This window comes from Arthrobacter sp. RCC_34 (assembly GCF_041360795.1).
Lineage (GTDB): Bacteria > Actinomycetota > Actinomycetes > Actinomycetales > Micrococcaceae > Arthrobacter_E.
The window spans coordinates 559,226-575,049 of record NZ_JBFUPW010000002.1; the positions used below are offsets into that span (position 1 = coordinate 559,226).

At 67.0% G+C, this 15,824-nt stretch carries 12 protein-coding genes; 6 read left to right on the top strand and 6 right to left on the bottom strand.

Annotated elements, in window-relative coordinates:
- Positions 1-63 precede the first annotated feature (63 nt).
- Complete coding sequence (gene pcrA, locus AB6732_RS11255; protein WP_370960034.1) at positions 64-2,553, bottom strand: DNA helicase PcrA; 2,490 nt, start codon at positions 2,551-2,553, stop codon at positions 64-66.
- Between the two features lie 427 nt (positions 2,554-2,980).
- Here pcrA and AB6732_RS11260 point away from each other — a divergent pair, with 427 nt between their 5' ends.
- Together AB6732_RS11260 and AB6732_RS11265 are read left to right on the top strand one after the other, a co-directional pair.
- Complete coding sequence (locus AB6732_RS11260) at positions 2,981-4,366, top strand: sugar transferase (protein ID WP_370960035.1); 1,386 nt, start codon at positions 2,981-2,983, stop codon at positions 4,364-4,366.
- Positions 4,367-4,442: 76 nt separating this feature from the next.
- Positions 4,443-5,372 (top strand): WecB/TagA/CpsF family glycosyltransferase, encoded by a 930-nt coding sequence (locus AB6732_RS11265; RefSeq protein ID WP_370960036.1) that lies wholly within the window; start codon positions 4,443-4,445, stop codon positions 5,370-5,372.
- 148 nt (positions 5,373-5,520) lie between these two features.
- On the opposite strand, the gene AB6732_RS11270 is transcribed toward AB6732_RS11265, so the two are convergent.
- Positions 5,521-5,667, bottom strand: coding sequence for a hypothetical protein (locus AB6732_RS11270; RefSeq protein ID WP_370960037.1), 147 nt, complete (start codon positions 5,665-5,667; stop codon positions 5,521-5,523).
- On the opposite strand from AB6732_RS11270, the gene AB6732_RS11275 reads away from it, so the two are divergent.
- From AB6732_RS11275 to AB6732_RS11285, 3 genes are read left to right on the top strand one after another with little or no spacing between them, the layout of a single operon-like run.
- The gene (locus AB6732_RS11275; protein WP_370960038.1) at positions 5,666-6,529 is read left to right on the top strand and encodes a glycosyltransferase family 4 protein; all 864 of its coding nucleotides are present in this window, start codon (positions 5,666-5,668) and stop codon (positions 6,527-6,529) included. The genes AB6732_RS11270 and AB6732_RS11275 overlap by 2 nt on opposite strands.
- 54 nt (positions 6,530-6,583) lie before the next feature.
- A complete protein-coding gene (locus AB6732_RS11280) occupies positions 6,584-8,041 on the top strand; it encodes a hypothetical protein (RefSeq protein ID WP_370960039.1) in 1,458 nt (485 codons plus the stop codon).
- 12 nt (positions 8,042-8,053) lie between these two features.
- Positions 8,054-9,184: a nucleotidyltransferase family protein gene (locus tag AB6732_RS11285; protein ID WP_370960040.1), complete on the top strand. Its 1,131-nt coding sequence runs from the start codon at positions 8,054-8,056 to the stop codon at positions 9,182-9,184.
- A 46-nt stretch (positions 9,185-9,230) separates the two neighbouring features.
- Here AB6732_RS11285 and AB6732_RS11290 read toward each other — a convergent pair whose 3' ends face one another.
- Positions 9,231-10,340, bottom strand: a complete 1,110-nt coding sequence (locus AB6732_RS11290) for a glycosyltransferase family 4 protein (protein WP_370960041.1) — start codon at positions 10,338-10,340, stop codon at positions 9,231-9,233.
- Positions 10,321-11,598, bottom strand: a complete 1,278-nt coding sequence (locus tag AB6732_RS11295) for a lipopolysaccharide biosynthesis protein (protein WP_370960042.1) — start codon at positions 11,596-11,598, stop codon at positions 10,321-10,323. The genes AB6732_RS11290 and AB6732_RS11295 overlap by 20 nt, the downstream gene beginning before the upstream one ends.
- Before the next feature lie 250 nt (positions 11,599-11,848).
- On the opposite strand from AB6732_RS11295, the gene AB6732_RS11300 reads away from it, so the two are divergent.
- The gene (locus tag AB6732_RS11300) at positions 11,849-13,852 is read left to right on the top strand and encodes an acyltransferase family protein (protein WP_370960043.1); all 2,004 of its coding nucleotides are present in this window, start codon (positions 11,849-11,851) and stop codon (positions 13,850-13,852) included.
- Between the two features lie 39 nt (positions 13,853-13,891).
- Here AB6732_RS11300 and lepB read toward each other — a convergent pair whose 3' ends face one another.
- Both lepB and AB6732_RS11310 read right to left on the bottom strand, forming a co-directional pair.
- A complete protein-coding gene (lepB, locus tag AB6732_RS11305; RefSeq protein WP_370960044.1) occupies positions 13,892-14,659 on the bottom strand; it encodes a signal peptidase I in 768 nt (255 codons plus the stop codon).
- The gene (locus tag AB6732_RS11310; RefSeq protein ID WP_370960045.1) at positions 14,656-15,780 is read right to left on the bottom strand and encodes a hypothetical protein; all 1,125 of its coding nucleotides are present in this window, start codon (positions 15,778-15,780) and stop codon (positions 14,656-14,658) included. Before AB6732_RS11310 ends, lepB begins: the two co-directional genes overlap by 4 nt.
- Positions 15,781-15,824: the final 44 nt, after the last annotated feature.

A 15,824-nucleotide genomic window follows, 5' to 3' on the forward strand; every position in this document is an offset into this window, starting at 1 on the left:
ACCGGTTTTGTTATGTGCTCCGAGCGACCTTGCGAAGGCCCAGTTGAGGCCCCGAAACGAGCCTCAGCCGTCCACCTTCGTCACCGGCGCGTACCGGAGCAGGAGGCGCTTCTCCCCCACCGGGAATCGCACCTTGGCCACGCTCTTATCACCGACGCCTTCGACGCTCAGCACGACGCCCTCACCGAAGGCGTTGTGGTTCACCCGGTCCCCGGGCGAGACGCTGATGACCTCCTTCTGCGGCTGCACCCGGCCCCGCACCACGGAGGCCGGGACGTCGGCGTCGAAGCCCGCCGTGCTGCTGGCCGCCGCGCCGCGGGAATTCCGTGAGGTCCCCGCACCCCAGAACGAACCACCGTAGCGGCTGCTGCCGATGCCGTCGTTCGCCCAGCCGGGGTTCACGGGCCGTGCGGTGCCCTCGCGTTCCCACTGGATCAGCTCGCCGGGGATCTCGTCGAGGAACTGGCTCGCCGGGTTGTACTGACTCTGGCCCCAGAGGCTGCGCACCTCCGACCGGGTCACGTAGAGCCGCTGGCGGGCACGGGTGAGTCCGACGTACGCCAGGCGGCGTTCCTCGGCCAGTTCCTTGGGATCCGTCGCGGAGCGGGCGTGCGGGAAGATGCCGTGCTCCATGCCCGTCAGAAACACCACCGGGAACTCCAGACCCTTGGCGGTGTGCAAGGTCATGAGAGTGACGACGCCCAGCCGCCGGGCCTCCGCGACGGCTTCATCGACGTCGCCTGGAGTGTCCGGGATCTGATCCGCATCGGCCACCAGGGACACCTGCTCCAGGAAATCGCCGAGCGTGCCCTCCGGGTTCTCGTTCTGGAACTCCCGGATCACGGCCACGAGTTCCGCGAGGTTCTCGACGCGGGACTCGTCCTGGGGATCCGTGCTCAGCCGGAGCGCCGCGAGGTATCCCGTCTGCTCCAGCACGGCTTCCAGCGCGGCCACGGCGCCGGACCCCGACGCGACTTCGGCCAGATCGTCCATGAGCTTCACGAAGCCCAGCACCGCGTTGACCGATCGCGTCGCCATCGCGGGCGCCTCGTCAGCCCTGCGCGCCGCGGCCATGAAGGAGATGCGCTCCCTCTCGGCGAGGGATGCCACGGCCGCCTCCGCACGGTCGCCGATCCCGCGCTTCGGTTCGTTGAGCACGCGGCGGAGATTGACGTCGTCGTCGGGGTTCACCAGCACGCGCAGGTAGGCGAGCGCGTCCTTGATCTCCTTGCGCTCATAGAAACGCGTGCCGCCGACCACCTTGTAGGGCAGGCCCATGCGGACCAGGACGTCCTCGAGGGAGCGCGACTGCGCGTTGGTCCGGTAGAAGACCGCCACGTCGCCGGGCCGGAGCCCCTCGGCGTCCTGCAGCCGGTCGATCTCGCGGGCGATGAACGCCGCTTCCTCGTGCTCGTTCTCGCCGACGTAGCCGATGATCTTGGGGCCGTCCCCGGACGCGGTCCAGAGACGCTTCTCCTGGCGGTCCGGATTGCGGGAGATCACGGCGTTGGCGGCGGAGAGGATGTTCTGAGTGGAGCGGTAGTTCTGCTCCAGCTTGATGACCTCGGCGTCCGGGTAGTCCTTCTCGAACTCCACGATGTTGCGGATGTCCGCACCGCGGAAGGCGTAGATCGACTGATCCGAGTCACCCACCACGGTGAGCTCGCTGGGCGGCACGGGCCCGCCGTCGCCGACGCCCACGATCTCCTTCACGAGGGCGTACTGCGCGTGGTTGGTGTCCTGGTACTCGTCGACGAGGACGTGACGGAAGCGCCTCCTGTACGACTCGGCGAGCGCGGGGAACGCCCGGAACATGTACACGACCTGAGCGATCAGATCATCGAAATCCATCGCGTTGGCCTGCCGCAGACGCTGGGTGTAGCCCAGATAAACGTCCGCGACGGCCCGGTCCATCGGATTGTTCTCACTGGCCGTGGAAGAGAATTCCTCCGCGTCGATCAGCTCATTCTTGAGCGCGGAGATCTTGTGGGCGATCGCCTTCGGGGCGAACCGTTTGGGATCGAGGTCGAGATTTTTGGCCACCAAGGTGATGAGACGCAGCGAATCCGCGGAGTCATAAATGGAGAAATTCGAGTTCAGACCCACATTCGCGGCCTCCCGGCGCAGGATGCGCACACAGGAGGAATGGAAGGTGGAGATCCACATGCTCTTGGCCCGGGGCCCGATCAGGTTCTCGATGCGTTCCCGCATCTCGGCGGCGGCCTTGTTGGTGAAGGTGATCGCCAGGATCTCGCCGTGATGCGCCCGCCCGGTGGCCAGCAGGTACGCGATGCGGTGGGTCAGGACCCTCGTCTTGCCGGAGCCGGCGCCCGCCACGATCAGCAGCGGACTGCCGGAATGCACGACGGCGGCGTGCTGCTGCGGGTTGAGGCCTTCGGTCAGCGACTCGGCCGAGGGCGCGCGGAAGCCTTCACGATCCTGCGAGGCCGGGCCGCCCCCCGGAGCACCGTTCGGCCGCCCTCCTGCCGCGCTCTCTCCACGAGAGGCAGGTGGTGCGGGCGTGCTGGCATAGGGATCGAAGAGCATGTCCATGGTCCCTCCAGTTTAGGCGGCTTGTCTGACAGTCGCCGTCGCACCGGTAAACCACGCTCGGAGGTGGTCTGAGGACTGCACGAAACGGTTAACCACTCAATTTGCGCAGGAATCCTCGACACCAGCGGAAACAATTTGTACCCTAAGTTGTCTGGATTTAGGATTGAACCCGACGTGTCCGGTTACGAACTCTCGCACTTCTGATACGTCATATTATTGGTCTGCCGTGAGGCACGCAGGGGGAAGCTGTGGGGGCTTAAAACATGAATATTCGTCTTTTGACGGACAGGTCGGTGTATTTTCCGCCGACTCCTGCCGGTCCGGTCGTTCTGCGGAAGTGACGGGCTCCGCGATGGCCGCCTCCGTCACCACCACTCATCTCCGTCCTCTGAATTCCTCCGCATGGCTGCGTTCGCATGCCACGCGCATGCGTCTTCTGGACCTTCTCTGCATCGTGCTCGCCGTGAGCGGCGCCTACACGATCCGTTTCGGTTCGAATGACGAGGCTTCGCTCCGGGGTCAGACCACCGATTACTCCTACGTGACGGTTTCCCTGCTGCTGATCGTCGCGTGGTGGGTGGCCCTGGAATACACGGGCTCGCGGGACACGAAATTCATCGGCACGGGCATTGAGGAATACCGCCGCGTCACGGCGACTTCGCTCTGGCTCTTCGGTGCCGTCGCGGTGTTCTCCTACGTCTTCCAGCTGCAGACTGCCCGCGGCTATGTCGCCGTCGCGCTCCCGCTGGGAGTGATCTTCCTGGTCATCTCGCGCTGGTTCCAGCGCAAGGCGCTCCAGAAGACCCGCCGCGAAGGCCTGAATCTTCACCGGGTGCTCCTCATCGGGGCGTCGTCCAGTGTGGAGCACCTGAACAGCAAGCTGGAGCAGCACATCGTCTCCGGGTACAAGCCTGTCGCCGCCGTTCTGACCGACACCGGGAGCGTGCGCGGCGAGCTGTCGGTCATCAACGCCGCCCCGTCCGTCGATCTGGTCCTGGACGCGATCGACCGCTCCGGCGCCGACACCGTGGCCATCTCCAGCGGTGGCGAACTGGATCCGACCTTCCTGCGGCACCTGGGCTGGGCGCTCTCCGCACGCGAGGTGGGCATGATCATGGCGCCGGCCCTGACGGACATCTCCGGCCCCAGGATTCACATGCAGCCGGTGGCCGGACTGCCGCTCATCCACGTGACCACGCCGAAGCTCGAGGGCATGAAGGCCATCGCCAAGCGGGTCTTCGACCTCCTGACGGCGTCTCTGCTGCTCCTGATCCTCGCGATCCCCATGGCGATCGTCGCCCTTCTGGTCAGGCTGGACAGCCCAGGCCCGGCGTTGTTCTTCCAGGAGAGGGTCGGCAAGCGCGGCGAGCTCTTCAAGATGATCAAGTTCCGGTCCATGCGCACGGATGCCGAGGCACTGCTGGTCAACCTCCAGGAGCAGAGCGAAGGCAACGGCGTGCTCTTCAAGATGAAGAAGGACCCGCGGGTCACCCGCGTGGGCTCGTGGATCCGCCGCTTCTCGCTGGACGAGCTTCCCCAGCTCTTCAACGTCCTCAACGGAACCATGAGTCTCGTGGGCCCCCGGCCCCCGCTGTCCCGCGAAGTGGCCCTGTACGACAATTTCGCCCACCGCCGCCTTCTGGTGAAGCCCGGCATCACCGGCCTCTGGCAGGTGAGCGGCCGCAGCGATCTTTCCTGGGAGGAATCGATCCGGCTCGACCTGTACTACGTGGAGAACTGGTCCTTGGCTCAGGACCTGCTCATTCTCGCGAAAACCGCCCGGGCCGTGGTGGGGAAAGACGGAGCCTACTAATTCCGTCATCCGGTCCTCACGTCCGGCCCCGCATCCACCTCCGTTCCCCTCCGAAAGAACTCAAAGGTCTTCGCTCATGAGCCCTGAAACAGCCGGCAAGGATGTCACCGCCGGACCGCCCGCAGCACCGCGGACAGCCCACGCCCACCCGTCCCCCCTGCTGTCCGTTCATCGAGGCGAAGCCCAGATCTTCGGCAAACCAGTCTTCACCGGGGACATGTCGAGCTTCCTCGACACCCTGGACGTCCACGCGAAGGACGACGTGCCTCATCTCGCCGTGACGGCGAACGTCGATCACATCATCGACCTGGAGGGCGGGAGCCCGCTCGTGGACGCGTATCACGCGGCGTCGCTGCGGACCGTCGACGGCGCGCCGCTCCTCTGGCTCCTCCGGAAGCTCGGGGCCAGGAATCTGCACCGCATCACGGGCGCCGATCTGATCACGACGACGTGCCGGGAAGGCGCCATCAGGGCGTGGACGGTCGCCATCGTGGGCGGCGCCGACGACGTGCTCGAGGCCGCAGTCCGCAACCTGCGCGCCGAGCACCCCCGGACCACGATCGTGGGAATCCCCGCACCGATGCTGGGCACCCCCGGGGATCCTGCCGGACGGGAGATCGTCGACGCGCTCAACGAACTGAACCCTGACATCGTGTTCCTGTGCCTGGGCGCGCCCAAACAGGAATCCTGGTTCCTGCACTGGCGGCCCGAGCTGCCGGCGGCCGTCTACATCGGCGCCGGAGCGGCCGTCGATTTCGCCGCAGGGCACAAGAAACGGGCCCCACGGCCGGTGCAGCGGATCGGACTCGAGTGGACGTGGCGTCTCGCGCAGGAGTTCCGCCGACTCGCTCCGCGGTATCTGATCAAGGGGCCGCGGTTCCTGCGGATTACCCGCCGGACGCTGCGCTCGGGCTCCGAGGCGGGCGCGCCGTCGTCGAGCAGCACGGTCCCGGACAGCACGCCGTCAGGCACCCCTTCGTCGGAAAGCCTGAAAGGCGGCTCGTGACCCGCGTCAACGCCACTGGGCCCTACACCGCCATCATCGTCCACCAGTTCGACCCGGAGAATCCGGTGCCCGGTGGGATCGACACCTGCATCAGGGACATGCTCCTGCACGCGCCTGCCGGGGAACGGATCCTCCTTCTGGGGGTCAGTCAGACCAGGCCGCTCCTCCGCCGCACCTCGGTGGACGGGTTCGGCGTGCCGGTCGACTTCGTCCCGCTGTCCCGGGTGGACCCGGGAAACCAGCGACGGCGGATCCCCCACTCGATCCGGCTTCTCCTCCCGATCCTGCTCGTCATGCTCCGTACCTCCACCCGGCGCAGCTCCATCCACACCCACCGCCTGGAACCATCGCTCATCACCCGCCTCTTCCCGGCCCGGCGGCATGTCTACTTCGTGCACACGAACACGGAATCAGCGATCGCCGCACACGGCGACAGCTTCTGGAAACGAGCTCCCGGCCTCTACCGGTTCCTGGAAAGGCGGGTGCTCGCCGCAGCGGACCTCACCCTGGTGTTCAACCGTGCCTCGGCGGAGCTGTATCAATCGCTCGGTTATCCCGCCCGACGGGTCCGCACCTGGTTCAACGAGTCGCTGTATTACCCACGTCCTGCGGATGATCGGGCGTCGGAAACCCCCACAGCGGTCTGGGTGGGCCGGTTCGAATCCCCGAAGGATCCGGTCCTCGCCGTCGAGGTCTTTTCCGAATTGGCCCGCCGCGCATCCGAGGCCGGCCCGGAATGGAAAGCGATCATGGTCGGGGACGGGACTCTCCGTCCTGACGTTGACGCGAGAATCGAAGAACTGGGCCTGAAAGACCACATCCGGCTGGTCGGCGCACAGCCCCGCTCCGAAGTGGGGACACTCATGCGGAATTCGGATGTCCTCCTCATGACATCCCATTTCGAGGGATCACCGATTGTCATGTACGAAGGCCTTGCCAGCGGAATTCCCGTGGTCGCCACGTCCGAAGCGGATCCGGATCAAGTGCTGACGGACGATATCGGTAGAATCATTCAGGGGCGCAATCCAGCAGACATCGCGAAAGCAGCGGAAGCGGTTCTGTCCTGCGATCGCACGACGATCGCCCGGGCCGTCGAGGATCGTTCATCGGGCCGCGCTCTTGATCATCTCTGGAAAACCGTGAATGGAGACGACTGACATGGTGATGCCTGGGCGCTCCCTTGACGAGAGATGCGGAGCGACGAGCCGCTGATGGAAGCAACGACTTTACTCGGCGTGATCGCAGCCGCACTCCTGGGCGTTTTCCTGACGATCAAATTCCCGAAATCCTTCGTCTTCGCGGCCGTCTGGTTCATCATGCTCGAAGACAGCATTCAGTGGCTGTTCAAAGTCGAGTGGATCACGTACACCGATGAAGTGGTCACCGCGCTGGCCGCTCTCATCTTCCCGCTCGGGCGCCTCATGTCGAAAAGACGTCTGGTGCGCATTCCCGGCATGGGCTGGATCGTGCTGTTCGTTCTCGCCGGTGGCATCGGAAACGCTCTCAATGCCACCCCGGCGGATGTCTTCGCCCTCGGCGCCGGTTCGGCGCTCAAAGGCCTGGTGTTCGCGTTCGCCGTCGCGCAGCTCGACTGGACCCCGCGCGACATCCAGCGCTCCGCGAAGTACTTCTTCCTGATCGGCACGGCGCTCATCGTCACCGGCGCCATCAACCTCGTCGCCCCCGGCCCCTGGGCCCAGGTCTTCTCGCCGAGTGGAAACCTCGACTACCGGTTCGGCATCCCCTCCCTGATCGGGCCGTTCGTCCACCCGGGCATCTACGCCACGGTCCTCGGCCTGATCTCCGTCGCAGCGCTGAGCTATCGCCGCACCGTGCGCAAGTCGCGTGCGAGCGCGTTCCTCGCGTTCACCACGGCCGTCGGCGGGCTGCTGGGCATGCGCCGCAGGCTCTGGGCCGCGGCCGTCATGGCGTGGGCGGGCCTTCTCGCTCGCACGTCCACCCGCGCGACCGCCGTCCTCGTCACCGTCCTGGCCGTGCCCGTCGGCATCCTCGTCTCCGGTGACTTCTTCAGCTCGATCTTCGGCAGCATCTCCCGGGAGTACCTCTCGGAGACCGGGCAGGCGTCCGCCGCGCGGACGGTCCTCTCGCTCGGAGCGGTCGACGTCGCCAATCTCGCCATGCCTTTCGGCGCCGGCTTCGGCCGGTACGCCAGCTGGGTGGCGGCGCTGCGCTACAGCCCCGAATACGTCTCCCGTGGCTTCGACCACATCTGGGGCCTGACACCGCTGGAGCGCGGTTCCTCGAACTTCCTGGTGGACACCTTCTGGCCGGCCGTGATCGGCGAGACCGGCTGGCTCGGGCTGTTCGCGTTCATCGGGCTGGTCCTGTCGATCATCCGGATGTTCTACAAGCTGTCCGCCAAGACGGAGACCCGCGCCCTGGCCCGTTGTGTCGGCGTGACCGGGTTCGGCTGGATGCTCTTCATCCTGTTCGACTCCGTCGCAGGACCGTCGTTCTACAACCCGCTGTACATGATCCTGTACGCGATCATCGGCGTGGGCAGTCACCTGTACTTCACCAAGCCCGCTCCGACAGCCGCCCTGGGGAACGATCTTGAGGAGAGCGCCACCGACAACACGCCGGACGACGCCGCGCCGGATGCGGAGCTGTCCGGTCCCGGCCGCGCCACGGTCCGCCGTGGGCGCTGAGACGGTGCGTCCATGAGCACCTGGGTGGCGACCGCCTACGGCGCGCTCGACCTCCGGGACTGGGAGGACAATCACTCCGGGATCGAAGTGATGGTCCTCCCGTGCATCCCCTCCGAGCCGATCGGTCTGGCGGGTGAGAATGCCGCGCTGTGGCGCCTCCTCGTCGACGGGCCGGTCGACGACGACGACCTCGACCAGGCGCAGCGCGACCTCGTGCGGGAGTACGCAGAGGCCGGGATCGCCTCCGCGGACATTGACCACGCCGCGCGGATCCGTGAGCTGAGCCCGCCCTGGCTCGTGTCGCCCCTGCACGAGCTGGTCTATGCGCTCGTCGCGAGTGTCGCCCGTGATGAGCGGATCGGCGTGGTGTTCATCAAGGGGCCGGTCCTCCACCAGCAGGGTCTCCGCGATCGGGCGCATTCCGGCGACGTGGACGTCTGGGTCGACCCGTCCGACGTCGACCGTCTGGTGGCCAGTCTCCAGGAATGGGGCTGGCGGATCTTCCTGGACATCTGGCACGGCACCGACGTCCATCACTCGGTAACTCTCAAACCGGACGAATGGGGCTGCGAGCTCGACCTCCACCGGAGTTTCCCCGGCCTGACCGAGACGGGAAGCTCCGTATTCGGAGCGCTGACATCCGGCGCGACGACCCTGGTGGCCGCCGGAGTGCCCATCTCCGTGCCGAACCGCACGGACAACGCGGTGATCCATGCCGTGCACACCGCGCGTCCCACGCTGGGGGTCGACGACGAGAAATCCCGCTTCGACCAGGTCGAAGAGATCCTGACGCTGGGAGGTCCCGACGTCGTCGCGGCGGCCGGGCGGCTCGGCGCAACGAGCGTCCTGCGGACGCCGCTGCTCCGCGCCTATCCTTCGGCCGTGCTCGGCGACGAGACCGCGCTTCCGGCGAACTGGAACTGGCGCCTGCAGCCGACCCGGCTCGGCGGCTATCTGATGCTGCTGCGCGGCGCTTCCTGGCGGGACCGGTTCATCCTGGGACGCCGGCTGCTGTGGCCGCCGCGCGAGTCCCTGATCGAGTACGAAGCGGGCGTGGACAGCGAGAGCGAACACCTGGTGCTCGTCCGTCTGCGCCGCCTGAGGCGGCTCGTCGCGGGCCTCGTCCGCGGCAGACGGCGGTAGGACGCCGGCTGGCAGCCCACCGAGTCGGAGCCTCAGGCCCCGAGCGTCAGGACCCTGTCAGGACCTCGTCGACGAAGTAGTCGGCGAAGCGATCGATGGTGTGCTCCTCCCTCACCTTGACGGCGCCGGCCGCCCCCAGGGACTCCGCCCAGGCGGGATCGTCCGTCAACCGCAGGATCGCTTCCCGCAGCGCCTCCGGGGACCTCGGAATCAGCAGGCCGGTGGTCTCGTCGACGAGCTTGCGCGTCAGGCCGACGTCGGTGGCCACGACGGCGCAGCCCACCGACATCGCTTCCAGGAGCGACTGCGACGGGTAGTTCTCCTCGTCCTGAAGGCTCAGGAACACGCGCGCACGTCCCAGGACGGAGGGGAGGTTCGGCGCGAAGTACACCTCGGCGCCGTCGACGGTCGGCGTGAACCCGTCGGGTCCCGACGCCGGCTGGCCGAGCACATGCAGGCCGATCCCCGTCGGGAGCGGCTCCATCCGCTCCAGAAGGTCCAGTCCCTTTCCGGTGGTGAACCTCGCCGCGAACACCACGTCGATGCCGCGCGACTCATACGGCGGAACGACAGCCGGGTAGTCGGCGAAACTGCAGGGCGCGACCTTGACCAGTTGCTCGGACCGCGCTGGACCACCCGGTTGCGGGAGGTGTCGGCGCACGTGGTCGGCGATGTCCTCGGAAAGGCAGTCGACGGCGGCCGCCTTGACCAGCGGAGGCAGGTGCTCGTCGCCGTAGCTGTGCCGTGAGTCGGCGACGGTCAGAGAGAACGGCGGGATGAGCGAAGACAGCCGGGCGAACAAGGTGCTCAGGTTGCCGGGATCATGCACGAGGTGCACGTGGCGGTACCGGCCGCTCAGGAGGCTCGGGAACACTCTGCCCAGAAGGCCCAGACGAAGGGCTCCCCGGGGCCCCAGAACGCGCGCCGCCAAGGCGGAATCCACGAACACGACGTGACCGGAGTCGATGCGGATGCCCGCGTCCTGGATGGTCGCGAACGCTGCTTTCGAGGTGAAGACGGTCAGGGGCACCCCCCGGCAGAGCAGATGAGCGGCCAGTCGCATGAGCCGTCGCTCAAGGCCTCCGAGCCGTCCTTCCTGCAGGAGGACGAAAGCGATCTTCCGCTGACGACGCCGACTACTGCGAGAGCTGAACACGTTTCCCCTTTCCAGGGTCTGCCTTGTGAGCGAGCACGGCGCAGCAGACCCAGGTGACGAAGTACGTCACCGCCATGGCCGTGTAGACCAGGAACGTCGCCTGCGTGAGCGACAGTGAGAGTGCGGTGACCAGCGAGAAGGAGATCACCATCAGGACCGCCCGGGTCACGTCGAGGATCGTGTTGAGGAGTGACTTCTCCAGGAGGATGAGGATCTGACTGAGTGGGCTCGCGACGAGCCGGATGGCCGCATTGAGGGCGAGCGTCTGCACCACCATGCCGGCAGTGGTCCACTGCGAGCCGAGGATCCACGGCAGCACGCTCTCGGCGAGGGTCGCCGCCGCGACGCCGACCACCAGGCCCCCGGCCGCGAGCAGCGCGCTGAAGCGCAGGAAGAGTCGGTTGAGGCCCGCTCCGCCGGACCGGATCCGGTCGGCGGCCTCACCCGCGAAGACCTGGCCGATCGTCGCCGCCACCAGGGTGACGGGCACCGAGATGAGCTTGTCCGCCATGCCGACCTGGCCTCCGGGACCGATCCCGAAGTGGGCGATGAAGAAGACGAGGGGAAGCTGGAGCCCGAAGGCGTTCAGCAGGGCGGACGGGGCGAACACCACCGGGAAGCGCCAGTACCGGCGCCAGACGGTCCGCACGTCGTGGAGCCGGGGCCGGCAGAGGAACTCCTTGGTGCTCTTCACCATCACCCCGAGCCCCGCCAGATGCCCGATCAACGCGCCGATGAGGAGCCCGGGAACCGCTTGCGCCGGGCCGACGCTCAGCCCGAGCTGCGGGGCCACCGTGGCGGCCGACCGCAGAAACGTGCGCGTCGCGACGGTGCTGTACAGCTTCTTCCTGAGCGTGAGCCGGGTCAGCAGCTCGAACACGGCCATGAGGACCGTGAAGATGAAGATCCAGACGGCCAGACCGAAGGACACGTTGAGGCCGGAGACGCCGAATGAGCTCAGAGCGAAGACGGCCCCCGAATACACGACGCCGATCACCAGAATCGCGCCGAGGGCGACTCCCGTGATCGAGCGGACGTGTGAGGAGTCCTGCGGGAGAAGGGTGGCCGATTCCAGCCGGAGCGTCGCCAGAGGCGTGGCGATCGCCGCAAGAGAGAGGACGAGAGAATACTGGCCGAAGCTCTCCGGAGAGTAGAGGCGCGAAATCAATGGCAGAGCCGCAAAGGTGAGTAACTGGGCCCCGACGGTGCCGGTCAGCAGTTGAAGAAGTCCCCTGCCGCTCTTACTGCGAGTGTTCATGCATTTATTTCCGGCCCATCAGCCTTTTGAAGGTCGAATCCAGCCAGCCGGGAAAGAGTGCTGTTCAGAGCACTCCCGGGGCCAGGCCTGCGCTGGCTCGATTTCACCTGAACCCCCCGGTAATCGTACCGGACGCACCCGTCTTTCAGGGGCCCGATTCACAGTGCGACGCCGGAATGCCGGAAGTTGACTTCAGAAGGTGAACTCCGGCCGGCGTAATGTCATTCATCAGCCTGTACAGTCATATCCTGTGACCTCTCACCGCACCACCCGATTCAGGGGAGATATCCAGGGCCTCCGTGCGATCGCCGTCGCGTCGGTTCTCCTTTATCACGCGAACATGCCCTTCATCACCGGCGGATATGTCGGCGTTGACATATTCTTCGTGATCTCTGGATTTCTGATCACCTCTCATTTGCTGAGTCAGCTGCGCGCTCGGGGGCGCGTGGACTTCGCCGGCTTCTACGCCCGCCGGGTCCGGCGCATTCTGCCGGCGTCGCTCGTCGTCGTCGCGCTGTCCACGCTCGGGGCGGTGATCTGGTATCCGCCCATGCTGATCCGCGAAGTGTGGAAAGGGGCGGTCGCGAGCGCGCTCTATGTCCCGAACTACCTGTTCGCGGTGGAGGGGACCGACTATCTGTCCGAGCAGTCCCCCTCCCTGTTCCAGCACTACTGGTCCCTGGGCGTGGAGGAACAGTTCTATCTGGTGTGGCCGGTCCTCCTGGGCCTGGGCTTCCTGGCGATGCGGTCCCGGGTCCGACGCCTCTTCCTCCTCGTCACGGCGCTGACGGTCGCATCCTTCATCGCCGGAGCCGTTCTCACGTACCACTCGCAGCCGTGGGCGTTCTTCTCGCTGCCGACCCGCGCCTGGGAACTCGGGGCGGGCGGCCTGGCCGCGTTCGTCGCGGCGTACCGGCCGGATCTCATCAAGGCCGGCCCGGTCCTCGGCTGGATCGGTGTGGCCGGTATCCTCGCGTCGCTGTTCCTCTTCGACTCCAGCACCTCGTTCCCCGGCGTCGCCGCAGCCCTTCCCGTGCTGTCGACGGCGGCGGTGATCCTGGCGGGGGTGAACGACTCCCGCTTCGGGCCGGCGACGATCCTGTCCCTCCGGCCGTTCCAGTTCATCGGGCTCATCTCCTATTCCCTGTACCTGGTCCACTGGCCGTTGTTCCTGCTCATCAACGCAGCGGTCTTCCAGGCCCACCTGTCCGCCCCGCTCCGGCTGGGGATCGCGCTCCTCTGCGTTCCGCTGGCCTGGCTGCTCTACCGGTTCGTCGAAGCGCCGGCACGGGATGGCCGGTGGCTGAAGAACGCCCGTCCGCGCCGCTCCCTGCTGGCGGCCGCCGTCGCGCCGGTCATCGTGGCGCTGATCGCGACCGGATCGTTCCTGTACGTCCGCTCGGTTCCCCTCCACGCCGATGCCGCCGCGCAGACGGCCTCGATCTCGGCGGCGCCGGCCTTCACGGGATTCGTCCCGTCCAATCTGAAGCCGTCGCTGAGCGAGGCCTCCACTGATCAGGCGGAGATCTACGACGACGGGTGCCACGCCACGTTCACCGAGAGTGACCTGAAGAGCTGCGTCTACGGCGACCCCAAGCTTCCTCGGATCGTCCTGTTCGGCGATTCCCACGCGGCGCACTGGTTCCCGGCCCTGAAAGCGTTCGCGGCCGGCCACGGCTACTCCCTCGAGAGCCGCACGAAGAGTTCGTGCCCCTCGGTGCTCGCCGGCGTCTCCCTCAACGGGGTTCCGTACACCAGCTGCGCGGAATGGAAGCAGAAGGTGATCGAGAGACTCAACTCCGAACCCGTCGCCCTCGTCGTGCTGTCCAACTACGCGGCGTCACTGCCCCGGCTACTGGACGGCGAAAGCTGGGAGAAGGGTCTGCGCAAGACCCTGGACAGCATCCGGGCGACCACCGTCGTCCTGGCGGACACCCCTGATCTCAAGGTCAGCACGCCTGTCTGCCTCTCGGCGAAGATCACGGCCGCGAGCGCCTGCGGGAAGGCCCGTTCCGCGGCCTTCACCCCGCAGGTCCAGAACGCGGAGAAGGCGGCCGCCGCGGCTCACGGCAGTGGTTTCATCGACCTGAGCGACTACCTCTGCTCAGCCGACCGCTGCGACCCCATCATCGGCGACAACCTGGTGTACCGGGACGGCCACCACCTGACCGCGACGTTCAGCACCAAGCTCGCCCAGCCACTGGGCGAGAAACTCGCCCCGTACCTTCACGCGCGGCAGGGCACGGCACGCTGACAGGCGTTCCGGCGGCTCACCGAGCCGCCGGAACCGCGATCAGGGCCGGCGTCCGATCTTCGAGAACGGGAACAGGAACCAGTCCACCCTGCCGATGATCTCCTCGCGGGAAACCGTCCTGGCGCACCCCGGGGTGGCCGCGGCGCTGCGGCAGGAGATCACGGAGTCCGCGGAATTGGAGCGGTGGTCGCCGAGCATGAGGTACTCGTCGGCGCCGAGGGTGACCGGCCGGAAGCACCGTGCGGTCCAGGCGGCGCTCGTGCAGGCAGAGGTCCCGGCTGTCCAGGGCAGGTCCTGGTAGAGGTACGGTTCGTCGATCGCCTTGCCGTTCACGGTCACCTTGCCCTGGGCGTCACAGCACGCGACGGTGTCCCCCGGCACGCCGACCACGCGTTTGACCAGGTAATCCGTGTTCCCTGGGCCGATGCCGGTCAGATCGCCGAACCATCCGACGGCCGTGCGCAGGGCGCCGTGCTCGGTCTGCGGGCCCCAGGAGGCCGGCTTCCGGAAGACCACGACATCACCCCGCTGAGGCGTCGATCCCGCATAAGCGACACGGTTGACGAGCAGGCGGTCCCCCACATTGAGGGTGTTCTCCATGGATCCCGACGGGACCTGGTACACCTTGACGAGGAATCCCTGCACGAGTGCCACCAGGACCACCGCGGCGAGCACCTGGAACCACAGGGACTTCAGAAGGGGCCGACGACGGCGCTCACCGCCCGCCTGCGGCGCGTCACCTTCGCGGCCGCCCGGGGTCGTCGGCAGGGACTCGGGCTGGTCGTCGCCCGCTGCTCCGGCGCTCATGCGACGCGGTCGGGATATCGCTGCAGGAGCCCGGCATCGGCCAGCGCCCGGAGCACTCCGCTGACGGCGGCGTCCAGACTCCGCTCGGGCGGCCCCCCGAAGACGGCTTCGACATCGTGGGCCACGCCGTCGAAGTCCCGCCCCGCGCAGAGTGATCGCCAGATGACCGGTCCTACGCCGTCGAGGATGTGCACCACACGGCTGGTGTCGATGATGGCCGTCTGCCCCGCCGACTCGATCGCATCCAGGACCGGTGCAGGTACATAACGTTCCTCGTTCAGCGCGCTGTGGGCGCCGGCCGCGTCCGGGACCGGCAGGACGGCCTCCCAGGATTCCGGCTCCGCACCGGTGAGGAGTTCAGGAACCAGTGGTGGCACGTCGCTCGCCTCACGATAGGTGACCTGGCGGATGGCCCCGCAGCGGTCCACCAACCGGGCGATCATCTGAAGAGGCTGGTCGAGATCGGCGAGATAGCTGACTTCCGGAACGATCGCGGCGAGTGCTTCGCAGAGTTCCAGCTGCGCGATCTCCGGGCGGCCCTGGAGATCCGGGACGCGGGACACCAGCACCAGGCCGCCCAGCCTGAGCTCGGCGTCGGGCAGTTCCCTGAGTCCGAGGAGGGAAGGCGCCACCTGCTCCTTGTGGTCCTCGCCGGGCCGGATGATGGACAGCGGCTTCCGGTAGGAATGCACCGAGCCGTCGGGTTCGATGCCCACGGTCTCGTCCGTGACGTAGGAGAACTGCTGCCCGAGGGTCCTGGCGAGCGTCGTCTTCCCCCGGCCGGACGGGCCGATGAAGGCCAGCACCCGCCCCTTCTCGTCGGCGATGCCGGCGGCGTGGAGCATGAGCAGCTGCCCGCGGCGTCCTTCGATCGCGGCAAGCGTGGCATGTGTGGACAGATCTGCGACCGAGCGCACCAGGTCCGCTTCGTCTGGGAACGGCCAGCTCAGCTCGAAGACGTCGACGCCGGGCGCCTCCAGGTCACGGTGCAGGGGCTGAGCATCGGCCCACGGGTCCTGAAGGGCCCGCAGGCGCGCTTCGTCCAGAGGCTGGCCGGAATAGTCCAGTCGCACCCGGACCACTCCGCCCAAGGCATTCACCAGAATGTCGTCGGACTGCAATTTCCCCCCAGCAATGATTTTTTTCAACCAAAAGTCACGCCATA

Bases quoted from the DNA above. Each gene is read 5' to 3' on its own strand.
- pcrA (WP_370960034.1), bottom strand. From the start codon at position 2,553: ATGGACATGCTCTTCGATCCCTATGCCAGCACGCCCGCACCACCTGCC.
- AB6732_RS11260 (WP_370960035.1), top strand. From the start codon at position 2,981: ATGCGTCTTCTGGACCTTCTCTGCATCGTGCTCGCCGTGAGCGGCGCC.
- AB6732_RS11265 (WP_370960036.1), top strand. From the start codon at position 4,443: ATGAGCCCTGAAACAGCCGGCAAGGATGTCACCGCCGGACCGCCCGCA.
- AB6732_RS11275 (WP_370960038.1), top strand. From the start codon at position 5,666: ATGCTCCGTACCTCCACCCGGCGCAGCTCCATCCACACCCACCGCCTG.
- AB6732_RS11270 (WP_370960037.1), bottom strand. From the start codon at position 5,667: ATGACGAGCAGGATCGGGAGGAGAAGCCGGATCGAGTGGGGGATCCGC.
- AB6732_RS11280 (WP_370960039.1), top strand. From the start codon at position 6,584: ATGGAAGCAACGACTTTACTCGGCGTGATCGCAGCCGCACTCCTGGGC.
- AB6732_RS11285 (WP_370960040.1), top strand. From the start codon at position 8,054: ATGAGCACCTGGGTGGCGACCGCCTACGGCGCGCTCGACCTCCGGGAC.
- AB6732_RS11295 (WP_370960042.1), bottom strand. From the start codon at position 11,598: ATGAACACTCGCAGTAAGAGCGGCAGGGGACTTCTTCAACTGCTGACC.
- lepB (WP_370960044.1), bottom strand. From the start codon at position 14,659: ATGAGCGCCGGAGCAGCGGGCGACGACCAGCCCGAGTCCCTGCCGACG.